Annotated in this window: 14 protein-coding genes; 5 read left to right on the forward strand and 9 right to left on the reverse strand. The window is 59.6% G+C overall.

What is annotated here, in order from left to right; all coding sequences use genetic code 11:
- Window positions 1–25: 25 nt before the first annotated feature.
- The 6 genes from K2Y42_RS00305 to parA all read right to left on the reverse strand — a co-directional run bounded on the left by K2Y42_RS00305 (window position 26) and on the right by parA (window position 9,148).
- The gene (locus K2Y42_RS00305) at window positions 26–829 is read right to left on the reverse strand and encodes a protein rep (RefSeq protein WP_291147206.1); all 804 of its coding nucleotides are present in this window, start codon (window positions 827–829) and stop codon (window positions 26–28) included.
- Between the two features lie 1,642 nt (window positions 830–2,471).
- Entirely contained in the window at window positions 2,472–4,871 is a 2,400-nt protein-coding gene (locus K2Y42_RS00310) for a filamentous hemagglutinin N-terminal domain-containing protein (RefSeq protein ID WP_291147208.1), read from the reverse strand.
- Between the two features lie 8 nt (window positions 4,872–4,879).
- On the reverse strand, window positions 4,880–6,547 hold the full coding sequence (locus K2Y42_RS00315) for a ShlB/FhaC/HecB family hemolysin secretion/activation protein (protein ID WP_291147211.1): 1,668 nt from the start codon (window positions 6,545–6,547) through the stop codon (window positions 4,880–4,882).
- A gap of 628 nt (window positions 6,548–7,175) precedes the next feature.
- On the reverse strand, window positions 7,176–8,198 hold the full coding sequence (locus K2Y42_RS00320; RefSeq protein ID WP_291147214.1) for a replication protein RepA: 1,023 nt from the start codon (window positions 8,196–8,198) through the stop codon (window positions 7,176–7,178).
- Complete coding sequence (locus K2Y42_RS00325) at window positions 8,198–8,479, reverse strand: ribbon-helix-helix domain-containing protein (protein ID WP_291147217.1); 282 nt, start codon at window positions 8,477–8,479, stop codon at window positions 8,198–8,200. Before K2Y42_RS00325 ends, K2Y42_RS00320 begins: the two co-directional genes overlap by 1 nt.
- 36 nt (window positions 8,480–8,515) lie before the next feature.
- Complete coding sequence (gene parA, locus K2Y42_RS00330) at window positions 8,516–9,148, reverse strand: ParA family partition ATPase (RefSeq protein ID WP_291147220.1); 633 nt, start codon at window positions 9,146–9,148, stop codon at window positions 8,516–8,518.
- Between the two features lie 290 nt (window positions 9,149–9,438).
- On the opposite strand from parA, the gene K2Y42_RS00335 reads away from it, so the two are divergent.
- From K2Y42_RS00335 to K2Y42_RS00345, 3 genes are all read left to right on the forward strand, one after another.
- Window positions 9,439–10,671: a DUF3644 domain-containing protein gene (locus K2Y42_RS00335; RefSeq protein ID WP_291147223.1), complete on the forward strand. Its 1,233-nt coding sequence runs from the start codon at window positions 9,439–9,441 to the stop codon at window positions 10,669–10,671.
- Between the two features lie 138 nt (window positions 10,672–10,809).
- The gene (locus tag K2Y42_RS00340) at window positions 10,810–11,145 is read left to right on the forward strand and encodes a hypothetical protein (protein ID WP_291147226.1); all 336 of its coding nucleotides are present in this window, start codon (window positions 10,810–10,812) and stop codon (window positions 11,143–11,145) included.
- Between the two features lie 310 nt (window positions 11,146–11,455).
- Entirely contained in the window at window positions 11,456–11,728 is a 273-nt protein-coding gene (locus K2Y42_RS00345; RefSeq protein WP_291147228.1) for a hypothetical protein, read from the forward strand.
- A gap of 87 nt (window positions 11,729–11,815) precedes the next feature.
- Here the strand turns inward: K2Y42_RS00345 and K2Y42_RS00350 are convergent, their stop codons facing one another.
- Window positions 11,816–12,253, reverse strand: coding sequence for a hypothetical protein (locus K2Y42_RS00350; protein ID WP_291147231.1), 438 nt, complete (start codon window positions 12,251–12,253; stop codon window positions 11,816–11,818).
- Between the two features lie 175 nt (window positions 12,254–12,428).
- Window positions 12,429–13,496 carry a site-specific integrase gene (locus K2Y42_RS00355; protein ID WP_291147234.1) on the reverse strand — a complete coding sequence of 356 codons (1,068 nt, stop codon included), beginning with the start codon at window positions 13,494–13,496 and terminating at the stop codon, window positions 12,429–12,431.
- Window positions 13,497–13,649: 153 nt separating this feature from the next.
- Between K2Y42_RS00355 and dusA the strand changes: the two genes are divergently transcribed.
- The gene (dusA, locus tag K2Y42_RS00360) at window positions 13,650–14,696 is read left to right on the forward strand and encodes a tRNA dihydrouridine(20/20a) synthase DusA (protein ID WP_291147238.1); all 1,047 of its coding nucleotides are present in this window, start codon (window positions 13,650–13,652) and stop codon (window positions 14,694–14,696) included.
- Between the two features lie 24 nt (window positions 14,697–14,720).
- Entirely contained in the window at window positions 14,721–15,548 is an 828-nt protein-coding gene (locus tag K2Y42_RS00365) for a sulfite exporter TauE/SafE family protein (RefSeq protein WP_291147241.1), read from the forward strand.
- A 151-nt stretch (window positions 15,549–15,699) separates the two neighbouring features.
- Here the strand turns inward: K2Y42_RS00365 and K2Y42_RS00370 are convergent, their stop codons facing one another.
- The gene (locus tag K2Y42_RS00370; protein WP_291147244.1) at window positions 15,700–17,199 is read right to left on the reverse strand and encodes a phosphomannomutase/phosphoglucomutase; all 1,500 of its coding nucleotides are present in this window, start codon (window positions 17,197–17,199) and stop codon (window positions 15,700–15,702) included.
- Between the last annotated feature and the right edge of the window lie 178 nt (window positions 17,200–17,377).

Raw genomic sequence — 17,377 nt, forward strand, 5'->3', positions numbered from 1 at the left:
CAGCGATGGAAAGTGGGGTTGCCTGTTAGCGGCGCATTCTTCTTGAGAAGAGGATCAGCCGTCGTCCCGACAGGGCCGCTTTTATCTTCTTCAGCTTGCGGGCATCACACACGACCCCGTGTGGATGTTCCTCGCAGAGATGCACGGGACGAACGGCAACGGTGGCGACGCGGCTCACGAAATCGACGAGGCTCAGGTAGCCTTCTCGTGTATCGATGTCAGGCTGCTCGAACGTGGCTTTTTCTGCAGGATTGTTGTCGTCGGCCTTGCGCCAAAGTTTGAGCCAGCCCCCAGCGTGCTCGATCTGGCTGGTCTTGCGGACCAGCATCAACGCGCTGACTTCGGTATAAACCGTACCGTTCTCGTGGTTTGTCATCAGCTCAACGCCGCGCACGTAGCCCGCAACGGCATGCTTGAAGTGTTTGCGCGACGAGAACCTGCGCCACTGCGTGATGGTATCGTCCACGCACTGCTCCGCATCATCCAGCGGATAGGCGCGGTTCTTAAACGTGACGATGGTGGGGCGCAGGCCCTCGCCCTCTTCCTCATCGTCGTCCATCGCATCCAAGAACACCGACAGAATGTCGGCGGCATCATCGCGCGTGCGTGCCGTATGGCACGGGGCGCAAAGCGAGCTGCGGCACCTGCGCCAAAAGTCTTCCTGATCGGCCGTTCCGGTCTCGGCGGCGCCGTGGTGGGCCAACCAGTTGCGGTGACACGCCTCCATGCGTTCCAGCTCGGCCGCCAACGCGGGCATGTGCGTCGCGTCGTTGCGATACGCGTTGAGGATCGCGCGGGCATAGTCTCTTAAAATCGGTACCTCGCTCATGTGGTGGAACTCCTTACTTCACCGTGTTTCAGCGTACCGCGCTCCCCACAGTGACTATAGGGCAAACAACCTGCCTCGTAAGTTGCTCGGATGATGGGATGTTTCTGTGTGATTGACGGATTTGTTTCTGTCGCCAACACCTCCCACAACGTGGGCGCCGCATGGGGAATGGAAACAAAATTGCTTTTCCTGAAAGCGGCTGCACAACAATTGCGCGCGAAGGGTAGCAAGTGAAGGTTCGTGGCATGGTGCGTTTTGCTACGTCAGGGCGATGTAGACCCGCCGCCGGGCACGCGGACATGCGAAAGAGCAGGCATGAACTACTTTCTTGAGCTGGTGGCCACCCTTTGGCAGCAGCGACGCGCGGGTGCTAGTGCTTGCTCGAAGCTACGTCATGGCAAGCGTGCGGAACGCGCAGCTGATGTTGGACGAAGTCTGGCGGCGTTGCCGGGCAGACCATGAGCGGCACGGTGACGTTTCTCGCTGTGTCCGGCGCGCTTGCTTGGTGCTTTGCCGTTTGGCGCGGTGTTCAGCTTGCGCGCGGGATGTTTCGGCGGCTTCGCTGGGCGGTATGGGGCCATCGGCAAGGCGGCAGAAGAAGAACGTCTTAGCTTCTTCACGCGCGGCCCGTTGGCAGGCGGATTTGTGCCAGCGTCACGGAGCGCGCAAAAATCCGCCGCCACGTGCCTAACATTGCTAATAAACGACGGTGCCGACACGAACAGGCGGCGCTCTGCCACCGTCGTCCTCCTCCCCGGCCTTCGGGCCGTGTCGTCGTCCGCCGTCGTCATCGCTTGCCCGCCTGATTTGCGGCGTTACGGCGTACTTGTATCAAGTGAAGGGAACTAATGGCGTTGGTCAGCGCGATCGCGTGGGCGTACACGTATGCGCTAGGAGGTGCTGGGCGCCGAGCTCAATGCGATTCCTAAGCTTGGCACCTGCCATGAGCGGCTGTCGAAACATGCCGCAGAACATATGCCGGTACTCGACGCAGGGGAGGACACGTATTGTGGCGGTTGGCGATTGCCAACATCCGCAATCCTCTTTTCGGTAACGGGCATTTTGTTGTGATGCTCTTCAGCGATGACCGGCACACCCGGTACTACTGTCCGTTACTAACCCGAGTGGTGACGCTGCCTACGCGGCAGCTGGATTAGCGGAATGGTGATGGCTCGATGCGGCTATTTCGGTGAACCTTGCTGGAGGGCAGTAATCAGTGAACGTGAGCGACTGTCAGTAGAGTGGTCCGGCCATAGATCGGTCATCCATTTGTTGGTTAAGCCCCTCGCGAACATACCGGCTATCTGGCGCTGGTTTAGGAGTGTCGGAGGCGAGGGGAAGAGGTATGTCTGTTCGATCAACAGCTTTCAGCCTAGTGCCCATACGTCTGATAAACTCAGCGCGGACGGCTTCTCTTGGATGGACATTACAGGACGTGCGGGTGGCGCTGGCTTCGGCAGCTATACTGATGAGGTGTGTCAGATCGTCAATTAAATCGCGGTCGGGTAGGACTGGCACAATGAATTCGTTCCAAACCACGTCTTCCACATTATTGATGCATTCTGCAATTGTGTAATTCAGACCGTGAAACCGTCTTTTTTGGATTTCGTCCGAATGCCCCGGAGATGCCGCGGTGCTAGAGCTAAGCGCAATTAGCAGAGCAAATGACCTTGCCGTTGGGGTCGATTTCATAAATATACCCATTGTCAACTTTGTAACGCACGCCGGTCGTAGTGTCTAGAAAATACTCACCGTTATTCACGATGTCTCGAATGAGTTCCTTTCTTGCTTCTTTCTTGGCGTTTGGTATTGGAAGAAAATCTTGTATTTGGGACATTCGCGCTGGATTCAGTATTTTTCGAATAATGGCGTCTGTCGCTAAGTCGATAAATACTCCACGAATATCCGCAGCATCAAAGTTTATAACGTAGGGGTCATTGAGTGTGCCGGTGCCGCCAACGAGGTATTTATTCTTATTTTGGGGCGTGGGGGTAGGGTTCCCAAGGACAACAAGATAGGTTGACGGCGTAATGTCAGTGCCATCCAAGGATCTGGCAATGTCGAGCAGTTGTGGTGGAGGAATATCCAAACCTTTACTGAGTTGAACAAGCTGGTTGAAGGTCAGCGGGATCGTATTGCCCTCGTAGTCAACTGATATGCCGGGCAACGGACCGGTGGATACAACGCTGCTCGGCATATGCTCCTTTCGCAGGCCGGTGCGTGAGATGGTGTTCGTTACCGAGTCAAATTCGCCAAATCCAATCCCGAATGTAGGGTCGTCATCCCACCAGAGTTCCCATTGTGCTTCCGCCTGCTCGTAGGTGGCATACGTTTGAGTTTCGGTGAAATAGCTGGTGCCCTGGATCATCGTCGCTGCGCCGCCCGCAGTGTAGATGCGGGCGCCAGTTCCAAAAGTCACCGCGGCATCGCAGAGTACAGCGACGCAGCTGTCGAGGGTTCCTGCCCGGAAATGCACGTCGAGCGGCCCGGCCGATGACCCGATGGTGATGCCGGGGAGGACGGTGATGCTTCCTTCCGACACCAATTTGAATTGCACCTGGTCGTTGCCCGCTGTGCGGAGGATGTTGGCGGCGAGGGTGATGGCTCCGGCGCTTTCATATTCAACGTCGGTGTTGCTGTTGAGGATGTTGGAAAAATCCTGGGCCATGGTGGCGTTAATCGTCACCGGCGTGGCGGGATCGAAAAGGATGAGGCCGTTATTGCCGTAGGGAGCGGAGAGATCGGCGCGGATGCCAGAAAACACGAGGGAAGAAAGGCCCGACACCTCAGCAAACCCGCCATTTCCACCCTGAACACCGCCACGGCCGTACATAGTGCCGCTGAACGTCATGTCGTGGTCAGCCCAGGCGACGGCTTTACCGCCATCACCGCTTTGCAACGCTGACACATCGATAATGCTGTCCTTGTCCACGCGTACGGAATACGCGGTCGGAACGGCATCAGCTTCCAACGTCATTCGCGCGGGCGTGAGCGTCCCGCCGCCATAGTCGCCACCGACAAGGACCTTTCCGCCACCGGAATGCCCTGAGGCGTCTATCAACGTACCGGCGAGAGTAATGTCTTCGCCCAGTACGAGAACGCTGCCACCGCTATCCCCTTCGCCCCTTCCGGATGCATCGAGCACGCCCGACACGTTGACGTGCTGCTTCGGAGCACCAGCCGTTTTCGAAGTGGCGGTTTGCGCTCCAAGGATGATCTTACCCTTGCTGCGGGCTATGGTGCGGGCTTCAATAATGCCCCTGTTGTTGATGACGCTGTCCACCGCAACCCGCGCCGTGGCGGCGGACAATGCGACCGTACCGCCATCGGCGCTGATCTTCCCGGTATTCGTAACGAGGTCGGCAACAGGTCTTCCCGTGCCCACATCCACAACCGCGTGGGTGATTTCATCACCGACGGCCAGATTGATCAGGTTGTCGCCGTAAAGGTCGAGCGTGAACCGGCTTCCGCTTGCAAGGCTGACCTTTCCGAGACGCGCCGAAACAGTTCCGGCATTGCGGACGGCCGGTGCTACCAGCGCGGCGATGCCATGCTCGGTAACGGAGATTGTACCGAGGTTGACTATGGAGGCGTTCGGGTTGCCGGGTATGTTGAATAGGTAGCGGCCGCCGAGGAAATCCTCGTTACGGATATCGCTGGTGGTAACGACAAGGCCTGCCACGTCAACGCGGGAACCCGGGCCGAACAGCACGCCATCCGGGTTGATGATGAGAATGCGGCCGTTGGCCGAGAGCTGTCCGAAAATCTGCGACGGCTTTTGGGTGCCGGTGATGCGATTGAGCGCGATGGAGGACGCGCTGGGCTGGTGGAACTGGGTGTGTTCGTTGGGGGCGATGTTGAAGCTTTGCCAGTTGATGATGGCCTTGTCGGTTTGCTGGAAGACGTTGAGCTTGGACCCGCTTTGCTCGATGGAGACTTTTCCAGCAACCACGTCCGCGGCGTTGGGATTGCTCGTGGCCGGGGATGCAGCCAGAAGGACAATGGCCGCGGCGGATGCTCTTGCACAAGGAGATGCGACCATGGTGTGCCTCAGTACCGTGCTGTCACGCTGAAAAATCCGCGCCATCCGTCGTCAACGCCGACGATCGCGCGGGCGGCTTCAAAACTTGCTTCGGCGCCATGAGGTAGCCTGAAGCGAAGACCTGTTCCTAGGGATGCGGCATTGTCTGATGCGTCGCCTCCAGCGGCCGGGGCAATGCGGTGAACGTAGCCGTAATCCGTGAAGGCATAGAGCTGAGTTTGAATGCCGTGGCCGGTGAGCAAAGACGGTTCTACGCGGATCTCCAGTAGCGCGGCAACGCAGCTGTCACCTGTCAGATAGGCGGGATCAAACGCACGGCCTATGCGCAAGCCGCCATAAGTGCATTCTTCGGATGAAAGCAAGGGATCAAAGGCATACTGCCATTCAAGCGAGCCCAACAAAGACAAACCGCCCGGAAGGCCCTGAAGGCGGGAGACTGTACCCTCAAGCTTGCTGAAATCGGCTTGTCCATGGGCGCGCGTGGCAAGGGGGTTCTGGTTCCCGCTGCTGCCCAGGATGTCCAAACCTTGGCTTACGGTCAGGGACAGCAAACTCACGCCCGCGAATTCGTCGGCGCGGTCATAGACCACGGCGGCCCTGATGCCCCGCACATGGTCACGTGAATTGGGTGCACCGAGCAGGTCGGAGGAAACGTCGTCGGCAAAGAGCGTTCCCGAAACGGCGAGGTTTTCTTCGCGTGTGCGGATGAGCGGATAGCTAAGTGCGGCACGGACGCCCTGGCTGTTGCTGGCGAAGCGGAGTTCCTGCAGGTCATTGAGGCCGGGCACACCGTCGCTGTGGTAGGCGGAAAATGCGAGGCGCAACCCTTCACCGTTCAAGACGGCGGCCGCGTCCAGCGCGATATAGGTGAGTTCGTCGGCATCAGGAACGCTGGCATAAGTGACGCCTATGGATTCGTTCAGCCCAAAAGCGTTGTTGGCCGTTCCCTGGAGCACATACTGCACTGGGCCTCTGCCCTCGCTGCCCCGGTTGTCGATCGTCGCCACTGCATCGATGGGTTTCGATTTCGCGTCAACGACCAACGTCGCGGCGCCGGATTGCGTGGGTGAAGGGGTTAGTGTCGAAGTGAGTTCCAGGCCGGGCAGGTCGTTCGCCAGCAGCAGATACCGTTCGATGGTCTTGATATTGACGGGGCGATCCCGTGTGATGGATTCCGCATAGTGATTGAAGACATTGCGGTGCGATTCAATGTGGATGGGCCACCGCACCCGGTCTACGTAGCCCTCGATGACCGTGATGTTGACGTGTGCGCCATCTTCGTCCAGTTCTTGCGGCGGAAGTATAGCTCGCGAAAGGACGTATCCGTCGTTGCCGTAAAGAGCGGTAATGCGTTGGACGGCGACATAGAGGTCTGCAACGGTGATGGGGCGTCCGGTTAGGTCGGACAATTCCGCCTCAAGCGTGGCTTTGCTGTAGACGCTGCTGCCTGTGATCGAGAAGGCCCGGACAAGAATGCCGGCTTCTGCGGCGCCGGTGGGTTCTTCGCCTGGCTGGATCTGAATGAAACCTGCGCGGGGCTGCGAAAGTGGTGTGTCGGGAGCTTCAAAGCGCTTGCGCACCTGTCCGATGTCGTCTTGGGGAATATGTTGCTGCGCAACGCATGGAACGGTGGCGATGGCGACAATAGTCGCCAGGACACTTGCAATAAGACGCATTACGGCCCCCGCCACGGCCTAAATTGGCCGCATGCCACTCAACGTGTAGGTGATGAAACTAGACCCTTAATATCCGACTTTCTGCACGCCGTCAGAGTATTAACTGTGTGGAGCGAGTCAACGATTTCTTTGTGAGCAGTGCGGTGATGTCATCGTCTGCCATGGGCTTGCTTAGCCTGTAGGTCCACAGGTCATCCGCGGCGGCATCGTCCCTCCGCGTCAAAGCGGCGCGTGAGCGCCTCACAACGAGCGCTAGAGCATTTTACGGCACAGAACGAAAGGGAGAGGTGGCCGCCGGGAGGCGAGCGTCTAAAACGGCGAATGGCTGGTTGCCGTAACGAGAACCAAAACGCTCCCCTTCTCAGACTTCTTCAAAAAAACATTCGCTCGCGCTTGTGTTCTGAAAATTCTGGGAAGTGTTCTGGAGAGAGTGTTCTGAAGTGTTCTGTTCTATATAGAGGGCGCCACCAATTCTGCGTAAAGGCGCCAGCAATTCTGCGTAGCGAGGCGGGTTGAGCGCCAGCAATTCTGCGTAGGGTCGCCACCAATTCTGCGTAGGCGCCCTGCTAAGTGCTTGAATGTTTGGTGGTGAGTTATTCACAGGGCGCCAGCAATTCTGCGTAAGCGGTCACTTACCTTTGCGCATCGGGGGAAGGGCGAGGAGGTCAGGGCCAGCCGGTGATAACTCCATGCCTTCGTCGGTGAGCTTCACAGGCAGTTTTGGGAACACATCCTTGATGTCATTCAGGTCGTCGGCGAACTGTGCCTTAAACGCGCGTTGGCGGTCGAAGCCGCCGCCGAACTGATCGGCAAGTGCGTTCCATGACAGCGTGGTCGGCTCCTTGAGCCGGTGGAGCCGGTAGTTGAACCAGAAATACATATCCAGCTTGCGGGCCGAACCCGCAAACGCGCGCACAGCTTCGGCGCGGATCGGCAGCGCGTGCTTGGCCAGCGTGGTGTAGAAGTCCATGCTGAACGTGAGCGTGGACGGCCAGAGCATCATTTGGTCGGGGCTGGTCGGCAACCACACGTCGATTTTGGAAAACGGCATTCCCTGATACTCGACGGCGTGACGACCGTCCCACATGCCGACGCTCAGCTTGCACGCAGCCAGTGCGTTGATTTGTTCCTTGAACGCTCGCAGCGTTCCCTTCGTGCCGCCGGTGACTGGAAAGCCCATGTCGCGGATGAAGCCGGTGAGGCTATCTGCAACTTCAATGGTCGGGCCTTTTTGGCGGATGGCTTCGGAACAGAGGTGCATCAGGAGCAGGCGTGCCTTGGGGCCGAACGGCAGTGGTTGCTCGATGCGGTTGCCGTCAGGGTCGCGCAGTTTGCCCGCTTCCACGACAAGCGACATGCGGCCTTGCTTGCGTTCGTATTCGCGGACGGCCAACGGTTGGCGGCTGTAAGGCAGTCCGCACATCGCCAGCACCGAATGGATGTGCCGAAGGTCTTCGGTATCGTTAGGAGTTTCGGCGAGGTTCCGCCGCACAACTTCGCGTCGGCGGGCGTCGCGGGAGAGGCCGGAAAGCTTGTCGCGCGCGGCTTGTTTCTGCGCCAGCTCCATTTTCTTGAACGCAAAGCCTGCGGTGTCGAGGGCCGCGTCAAGTTCGGCAAGCAGGTCGGCGTCGCGTATCTCGCCTTGCAGCATCAGGCCACGGCGCTTTTGTTGTGCTTACGGAAGAAATCGTTCACGGCCTCAACGCCCATGTCCTGAACCGAGGCGTCTGTGTCCAATCCGATAAGGTGAAGCTGGCGGTAGGCTTCTGGGCTGATCCAGACCGTTACGGCGCGCCGGTTTACGCGCGTTGAAGGTGTCGGCCGCGTTTTCCATGTTGGTGGTTGTGCGGTTTCGGCGCCCTGCGCTGCTGGCTGTTCGGCGGTCGTCTGCAAGCCGCGCATGGCTTCGCGGAGTTTGTTTTGTTGCTTCATGTCTTCACTCCTTCATGTTTTCACGACATCAGGTCTTCATCGCTTCAACGCAACGAGCTTGCGTGCATGCGTGAAGAGTTGTCGGATTTCTTGGGCGGAACGGCCGGACGGTTCGTATTCCACGACGCCCTTGCCCTCGGTGAGCGACTTGATGAAGGCGACGCGGTTGCCGATGCGAACCGGCGCTATGGTGAGGCCATAATCGCCAAGGGCCTCGGCTGCCATCTCGGTTAGGGAGCTGCCTGCCTTGCAACCGTTGAGCACGAACGCTGCCGGTCGGCCGGACAGCTTTGCGATGTTCACGCTGTCCGCTACGGCATCGAGGTCGAGGCTGGATGGCTGGCAGGGGATGAGGATGAGGTCTGCCGCCTTGGCGGCAGTAAGAGAGGCGCTTTCGGATTTCGGCGCCGTATCAATGATGGCGATGTCGGCACCGCCGTCGCGCGCTTGGTTAAGGAGGGCTGCGAGGTTGGGCGCGTGGCCGCTGATGATCACGGGGTTGTCGTCGTTGCGTATGCGTGCCCACCTTGACGCGCTTTGCTGCGGGTCGAGATCGATGACCACCGTGGAAAGCTTGGCGTTGGCGGCGGCAATGGCCATATTGAGCGAGAGCGTGGTTTTGCCGGAACCACCTTTCTGCGAGAGGAGTACGATTGTCTTCACATCCACACGCTGACACGTAGGCGCGCGGGGATGAAGATGTGGCCGCAGATGATTGCTTACGGCTTAGGCAGCGTCGTTGATCGATGGAGTGCCGCTATGTGCGGGGAGTTCCCGCAGTCGAAGATTGGTCGCTAGAAACTGCTGGGTTGTTGCTGGAAATGGGCACCCAGCATTGTTTCCAATCTCTTCTACCTCTTCCCACAGATATGAGCAGATATGAGCTTGAAAGAGTAGAGATGAGCTTCGTGCTACGCATATCTTCGAAGCGATAGTGTTCGCTCAGGGGGGACCAGAACGTGCCGCCACGGAGAAAAGGGAAGCTTGAGGCTTGGGAGGCCGCCCTAATCAAGGCAATGCAGGCCCGAACGAAAGATATCAACGACCAAGATATTCTGCCGTACTTCTCACGCCCGTCGCGATCGGTGAACCACCGTGAAATTGGAGAAATCCGCAACGGTGAACTGCACGCTGATGTGGTGGCTGCCAGCGAAGAGGAGCTTGACGAGTTCTTGTTAAACTGGCCGGACATTGACCCCGCAAGCGGGCTGAGCCTGCGAGGAGATGAATTGCTGATCAAAGCTCGTGAAGCCATGATCGGCGCCGTTCATATTTTCAATGCGGCCGGTCTCACGTTTCGTGCCGAGCTTTTCATCGTGACATCCATCATCGCTTGGACATACCTGCTACACGCCTGGTTTAAACGCGAGGGCATCGATTACACTTACAAGGAGAAGAATGGCGACGTTAAGAAAACGAAGCATGGTGCCGACTGTCATTGGGACTTGGGCTTCTGCTTGCGGCATCAAAAATGTCCATTGGAGATAGAGGTAAAAAGCAACCTGGATTTTCTCATCGAGCTTCGGCATGAGATTGAGCACCGCTCGACAAGCCGCATAGACAACGCGGTAAGTTCGAAGCTTCAAGCTGCTTGCATCAATTTCAACGACGCCATCAAAGCCCTGTTTGGCACCCAGTTCGGGCTAGAACATCGACTGCCTATCGCCCTGCAGTTCGTAACATTTAGCGCGGACCAGCGGGAGAACCTTAAGCCTGCGAACCTGCCGAAACACGTCGAAACGATGATGGAGCACTTTCACGGCGGACTGACTGCCGATCAACAAGCAGACCCCCGCTTTGCCTATCGCGTTGCCTTTGTGCCGAAGGTAGGTAGCAAGGCGTCCAACTCGGACTTAGCCGTCGAGTTTGTTAAAGCTGGAAGCGATGAAGCGAAGGAGATCAGTCGCGTTCTGCTGAAGGAGGTAGATAAAGCGCGCTACACGCCCAGCCAGATTGTCACGAAGATGCAAGAGGAAGGCTTCCCGCGCTTTCGGATACACGACCACACAGAGTTGTGGCAGGCGGAGGACGCCAAGAATCCTTCAAAAGGGTACGGGCGGGAAGGCGACTATAAAAACGCATGGGTCTGGTATGATAAATGGCTCGATAATGTGCGCGCGCACTGTGCAGCGAACAAACAGAAGTATGCGGATCCAGGCGGCAGGTTGTTTGAGTGGAAGTATCGTAGCTAGCCTTGCTACCGTTCTACGCAAATATGCGGCTCTTCCGTCGCTGGGTATGAGGCGGATGGGGCTTTCACCGTTGCGTCGACGCGAGCCTTGAAAGATTGCTATTGCCGCTCAATACTCTCTGCAGTGATGGATGGCGACTTGCCCTTTCAGATTTTGACGACGCAAGCGCTCGACGCGGTCGTAGCTACCACAGACAATCCATCGTTTGCCGCACTGGCTACGGAGAGTGACCTTCGCTCGTCGACAATCGCGGCCATCGAGCTTCTGCTGATTGATGTCGACAAGCCGCTCTCTGCTGATGCGCGTAAAGCGGTTGCGAGCATGGTGTTGCGGCATCTGTCGACGTCAGGGCTACTATCGCCGCGAGACGTGATGCGATTTGCCGTGCGGAATTCTGCAAAGCTAGCAGAGAGGCTTCGCACGCAACCGCATCTCATCGCCGCCGAAACGGACCTCTCGCATCTATTAGCTTGAGGGCACGCGCTATCGCTGCACGCAAATCTGCGGCGCGCCGGTCACGGGGTTGAAGCGGATGGTGCCGAGCGAACCGCCATCACAATCTCGTTGCCCGTGCCCGCCACCTTCACCGTGCCGCTGACGTCAGCGTGCAGGTTTCGGAACGAAAGAACGCGGTGGGCTCGTCCAAAGTTGGACACGAGGGGAGGTTGAGGTGGGAACCCCTAATGTGTGGTGTGTGTCCCGCACCGGTGGAAAGCGCCGGATTCAAACTGGACTCCCTTCATTTTGCCAAATAGAACAAAGCAAGAACACAAAGGAGATTCAGATGGCGTCACTAAGGGAACTTCGGGCTTTGGAGAAGCAGGCGGAACGGGACTGGTTTGATTGCCTGCTGCGGGTGGACGAGATGCTGAGCATGCGCGCCGATGCCCCTGACAGCGGTTGTCATAAGGCTTTTCGTGAAGCGCAGGCCGACGTGCAGGTTGCCGCCGGTCGTCGGCTGGCCTTGCAACAGCGCATTGCTGCGCTGGAAGGGCCGGAAGGGGAGTTGGCTACATGGCGCAACGTGGGCTGGCCACAGCCGCAAGCGGCCACATGAGATTGCGCAGGGGTTCAATCCGGTTTGGCGTGTGAACCATTGCGTCAGAGCCGACGTGAGAGATCACGTCGGCTCCAATTTCTATCGTTAGACGGAGAGGCCAAGCGCGTTTCGCAAGTCTCGGACGGGCAGGGTCGGAGCAGCTTGTGGGCTATTTATAACGCCGGGAACGCACATTTCGCGCAGCATCTTGGTCTTTTGGATGTTGGCCAGATCCGCGTTTTGCTCAAGGGCAATGCCTATGAGCATCGTCTCTAGGAACTCGATGTCTGCAAGTTTCCACACCGTTGGTTTGCAAAGTTTGCGTTTGGGAGTCACTCGAGGAAGGAAGAAGAGCAGGGGGGTTCCATTGCGTTCAATGAGAACCTCATTGAAAATGAGACGTTTAGCTGGTGAGAAGCACTCTTTGTAAAATGGTTGGCGCTCTGCTTTGCCGACGTACCATGGCTTAAGGTTTGAGCCGTTCTTCATCGCAAAAACGTAGCACCCGCACGCGCGAGAGAGGCCATCTTTTGCTTCGTCCACCTGTGTCCAGAACGTTTTCTCGTAACTTCCTAGCCGATTGTTCCTACGCGCGAGTTCGAAGCCTCCATATACGTCGTACTTCAATGTTGCACCCCGTTTATTGTCCGCATGCCCCGCATAGCATGACCGCCACTCGGATTCTCGACCATCTTGCTGTCGAGGGGGCGCGCTATCTTCAAAGCGCCTTGCGTCGATTGGCTCGGCTTGCAATGTAGCTGGGCCGAAGATGCGTGTAGCGTTGGAGCATCTTCCAATCCTTGTGGCCCGACACTGAGGCCACCTGTGGAATATCCCAATCCGCCTCGAACAATCGGCTGATGCCTTCGTGGCGTAGATCATGGAAATGCAGGTCTTCAATTCGCAACTCTATGCAGGCTCGCCGGAATGCGGCGCCGATTGAACGCGCGCAGTAAGGGAAAATGGAGCCCTTCGGCGACACCCGTTCTGCTTGCTCTTTGATGAGGGCCACGGCGTCGAAGCCAGTGTCGGCCACCAGCGGAACGTACTGGTTGTTGCTTGCCTTGTCGCGCGGATGCTTGCGCTGCCGGATGAGGACGGTGGCGGCTTCACCATCAAAGTCATCGAATAGGATGCGTGTGATTTCTTCCTGCCGCATGGAAGTTGCCACGGCGAACTTCACGATGCGCTCCATGGGGATGACGAGCCGGGGCTGGAAGCGAAAGAACGAGAGCAAGCGGGAAAGCTCGTCGGTCGTGGGGCGGCGGTCGCGCTCGGCTGCATTGCCGACGAGGCCCAGGCGGAGGAGCGCGGCACGGCCGAGCCGGAGGTCTTCGGTAGGAACCTTGTGGCCATAGATGGCGGAGGCGTGTCCAAGCACCGTGCCGATGAAGCTGAGGTCTATTGAGAGGGTGGATGGCCCGGCGCCTTCCTTGGCACGGCGGCGGCCGAACTCAATCACGCGCTCGCGGGTGAAGTGGGAAACCCGGACCTTGCCCACGTCGCGGTCATCCTGAAGGCGAAGCAGGGCGTGTTCCTTGCTGCGCTGGGCGGCCTTGCCGACCTCGGCCATGTCGTCCAAGTGCAGCTTGATGAGTTCGCCGATGGTGTCAGTTTTGACAGAATCCCGCGTGGTGGGCGTTTCTCCCCGGCCGACGCGGTCCTGCTGCTCTGTGGCCCATCGCTCGGCTTGAGATTTAAGCCTAAAGGTCTTGGATACCGATTTGCCGTGGTGGCGTAGTTGTGCCCGCCAGTTGCCGGAGGGTAGCTTGACGATGGTTGCCATGGCTGTCCGTCCAATTCCTGATTGGATGCATTGGCAGTGCATCCGGCTGTTGCTCACGCCGTGCTCACGTGAGCAATTCGTGAGCAAGGGAGCCAAAAACACCTGATGGAAGGTGAGAACACATGCGAACAACCGTGAGCATGTTCACCCTTCATGCTTTTGAAGCATATAGGAAAATACGTGCAATCTCAATCACATAGGTTCTGTGTGGCACCCATGATGGATTGGACGGACCGGCATTGCCGGTTCTTCCACCGCCAGATGTCGCGGCATGCGCGCCTCTATACGGAGATGGTGACGGCGGAGGCCGTGATCCACGGCGAGCGCGACCGGTTGCTCGGGTTCGGCGCGGAGGAGCATCCGCTCGCGCTGCAGCTCGGCGGGTCGGATGCCGCCAAGCTTGCCGACGCGGCTGCGATCGGCGAGGCGTTCGGCTACGACGAAATCAATCTCAACGTCGGCTGTCCGTCGTCGCGCGTGCAGGAGGGCCGGTTCGGCGCGTGCCTGATGGCGGAGCCGGATCTCGTCGCCGCATGCGTTGCGCGAATGGCGGCGCGCGTCTCGATCCCGGTGACAGTCAAGTGCCGGATCGGCATCGACGACCAGGACAGCGAAACGGATTTCACGCGCTTCATCGAAACGGTGGCAGGCGCGGGCGTGACGACGTTCATCGTGCACGCGCGCAAGGCCTGGCTGAACGGGCTCTCGCCGAAGGAAAACCGCGAGATTCCGCCGCTCGATTATGCGCGCGTCTACCGGCTCAAGGCCGCGCGGCCCGAACTCACCATCGTGCTCAATGGCGGCATCGAGACGCTGGAAGCAAGCGCTGAGCATCTGCAGCACGTCGACGGTGTGATGCTGGGGCGCGCGGCGTATCAGACGCCGTATGTTCTGGCAGGCGTCGACACCGCGTTTTTCAATTCGGATGCGCCGCCGCTCTCGCGCGGCGAGGTGCTGGAGCGGTTGGTTCCGTATGTGGCGCGGCACATTGCGGCCGGGGGGCGGCTCAATTCCATCACGCGCCATGTGCTTGGGATCTATCACGGCCAGCCGCGCGCGCGGCAGTTCCGTCGCTACCTGTCGGAGCATGGCGTGGGCGAGGGGCCGGGGCTCGATGTGCTGGTCGATGCGATCGCAATCGCACAGGGACGCGCGGGCGAACGCGCGGGCCGAGCCGAAGACGCGCAGGCGGCGGAGTAGGGTCAGGGTCCAGGTCCAAGTTCGATGGCGCTCAATCTTGCCGACGGCACGCTTCTCTGGCTCGTGCTGGCCCTCCTGGCCGGCGGGCTGCTGACGGGATTTCTGGCAGGGCTGCTCGGCATCGGCGGCGGCGGCATTCTTGTGCCGGTGCTCTACGATGTGTTCACGTTTCTCGACGTGCCGGACGACGTTCGCATGCAGCTCGTGCTCGGCACATCGTTCGCTGTCATCGTGCCGACGGCAATCTCGTCGTTCCGCGGGCATTTGAAGCGCGGCGCCGTCGATATGGACGTTCTGCGGCGGCTAGTGCCATTCGTCGTTGCCGGCGTGCTCGTGGGGATCGGGCTCGTATCGCTCGTCAGCGGCAAAGAGCTCAAGTGGGTCTGGATCGTGTGCGCGTATCTGCTCGCGCTCAAGATGTTCTTCGGCCGTGAGGAGTGGCGGCTGGCGGACGACGTGCCGAACAACGCGGCCGTCAGGATCGCGGCGTTCGTGATCGGGGTTCTCTCGACGCTGATGAGCATTGGCGGCGGCATGTTCCTCGTGTCGATGTTCACGTTGTGCGGCTGGTCGATCCTGAAGGCGGTGGCGACGTCGAGCGGCTTCGGGCCGTTCATCGCCGTGCCGGGGCTCATCGGCTACATCTGGGCGGGGTGGGGCAATCCGGAGCTGCCGGCGGCGTCGCTCGGCTACGTCAGCCTGCTCGGCGCGGCCATCATCATTCCGCTGAGCGTGCTCGCCGCGCCGCTCGGCGTGCGGGTGGCGCACGGGTTGTCACGCCGCAAGCTCGAGCTGGCGTTCGCGGTGTTTCTCTCGCTGGTGGCGACGCGGCTTCTGATGACGCTGATCTAAAGTGGCTTCGTGATTCAACCAACGTCAGAACGGCTCTGGCGTGTCTGGACCCTGACCTTCGTCGGGATGACGGAATAAGTGGACGGACAAGTCGCCAACCACGGCGTCATCCCGGCGGAGGCCGGGATCCAGACATGCCGATGAGGCCGCGTCAGATCTTCTGATTGTACTCGCCGACTTCCGGGAACTTGGCGAGGCGCGCTTCGATATCGCGGAACATGGCGATCTTGTTTGCTTCCGAGACCGGGCTCTCGACCACGATCACGAGTTCCGGCTTGTTCGAGGAGGCGCGCACGAGGCCCCATGTTCCATCGGCGAGCGTGACGCGCACGCCGTTGACGGTGACGAGATCGCGGATCGTCTGGCCCGCGATCGTGCCGCCCGCCTTGGCGATGGCTTCGTAATCGGCCACGACCTTGTCGACGATGCCGTACTTCTTTTCGTCGTCGCAGTGCGGCGACATGGTGGGCGACTGATAGGTCTTCGGCAGCGCGCGGCGCAGGTCGGCAATCGTCTTGCCTTCGGCGCGTTCGAGCATGTCGCAAACTGCGAGAGCGGCGACGAGGCCGTCGTCGTAGCCGCGGCCGAGCGGCGGCTGGAAGAAGAAGTGTCCGCTCTTTTCGAAGCCTGCGAGCGCCTTCTGCTCGAAGGTGTAGCGCTTCATGTACGAGTGGCCGGTCTTCCAGTAGAGCGCCTTCGCGCCCGACGACTGCAGGACGGGATCGGTCATGAAGAGGCCGGTCGACTTCACGTCGGCGACGAACACCGGGTTCTTGTACTGCGTGGCGAGGTCACGGGCGAGCATGACGCCGACGGTGTCGGCGAAGATCTCGTGGCCTTCATTGTCGACCACGCCGCAGCGGTCGCCGTCGCCGTCGAAGCCGAGGCCGACGTCGGCCTTGTGCTTCACCACTGCTTCCGCGATGGCGTGCAGCATCTTCATGTCTTCGGGGTTGGGATTGTAGCGCGGGAAGCTGTGGTCCAGCTCGGCATCGAGCGGCACGACTTCGAGGCCCACGGCTTCGAGCACCTGCGGAGCGAACGCGCCCGCCGTGCCGTTGCCGCACGCGGCGACCACCTTCATCTTGCGTTTGAAGGGCGCGCGCTTCGTGAGGTCCTTCATGTAGCGTTCGGCGAGATCGGGAACGAGGATGTAGCGGCCGGCTGAGCCGGTCTTGAAACCGCCCGCCAGCACGATCTCCTTGAGGCGGCCCATCTCGTCGGGGCCGAAGGTGAGCGGGCGCGACAGGCCCATCTTGATACCCGTCCAGCCGTTGTCGTTGTGCGAGGCCGTCACCATCGCGACGCCTTCGACCTCGAGCTCAAACTGGGCGAAGTAGGCCATCGGCGAGAGCGCGAGGCCGATGTCGTGCACCTCGAAGCCGCCCGCGAGCAGCCCGTTGATCAGCGCCTGCTTCACGGAGCCCGAATACCAGCGGTAGTCATGGCCGACGACGATGCGCTTCTTCACGCCGCGCTCATCGAACAGGGCGGCAAGCCCGAGGCCGATGGCGTTGAGCCCCATCAGGTTGATCTCTTGGGGGAACAGCCAGCGCGCATCGTATTCGCGGAAGCCGGTCGGCTTCACTAGCGGCAGGCGTTCGAAGTCGGCGGTGTTGGGGACGAGATCGGCGCGGGGTTTGGGAAACATTCAGGGGGCCTTTTGACGGTAAGGGCGGGCGACTTTCGCGGGAGACATCTGGCGCCCGCTGGCGGCTCATGGGGCGGGAATACGGCAAAAACCGGGGCGGCGGGAATGTTGTCCGTATGCTGCGCTCATTATGCACGATGATGACGCCAGCCGATACGTGGCGCTCCGGGGCGCCCCG

Origin of the sequence: Hyphomicrobium sp., from assembly GCF_019744875.1 — a bacterium.
Taxonomy (GTDB): domain Bacteria; phylum Pseudomonadota; class Alphaproteobacteria; order Rhizobiales; family Hyphomicrobiaceae; genus Hyphomicrobium_C.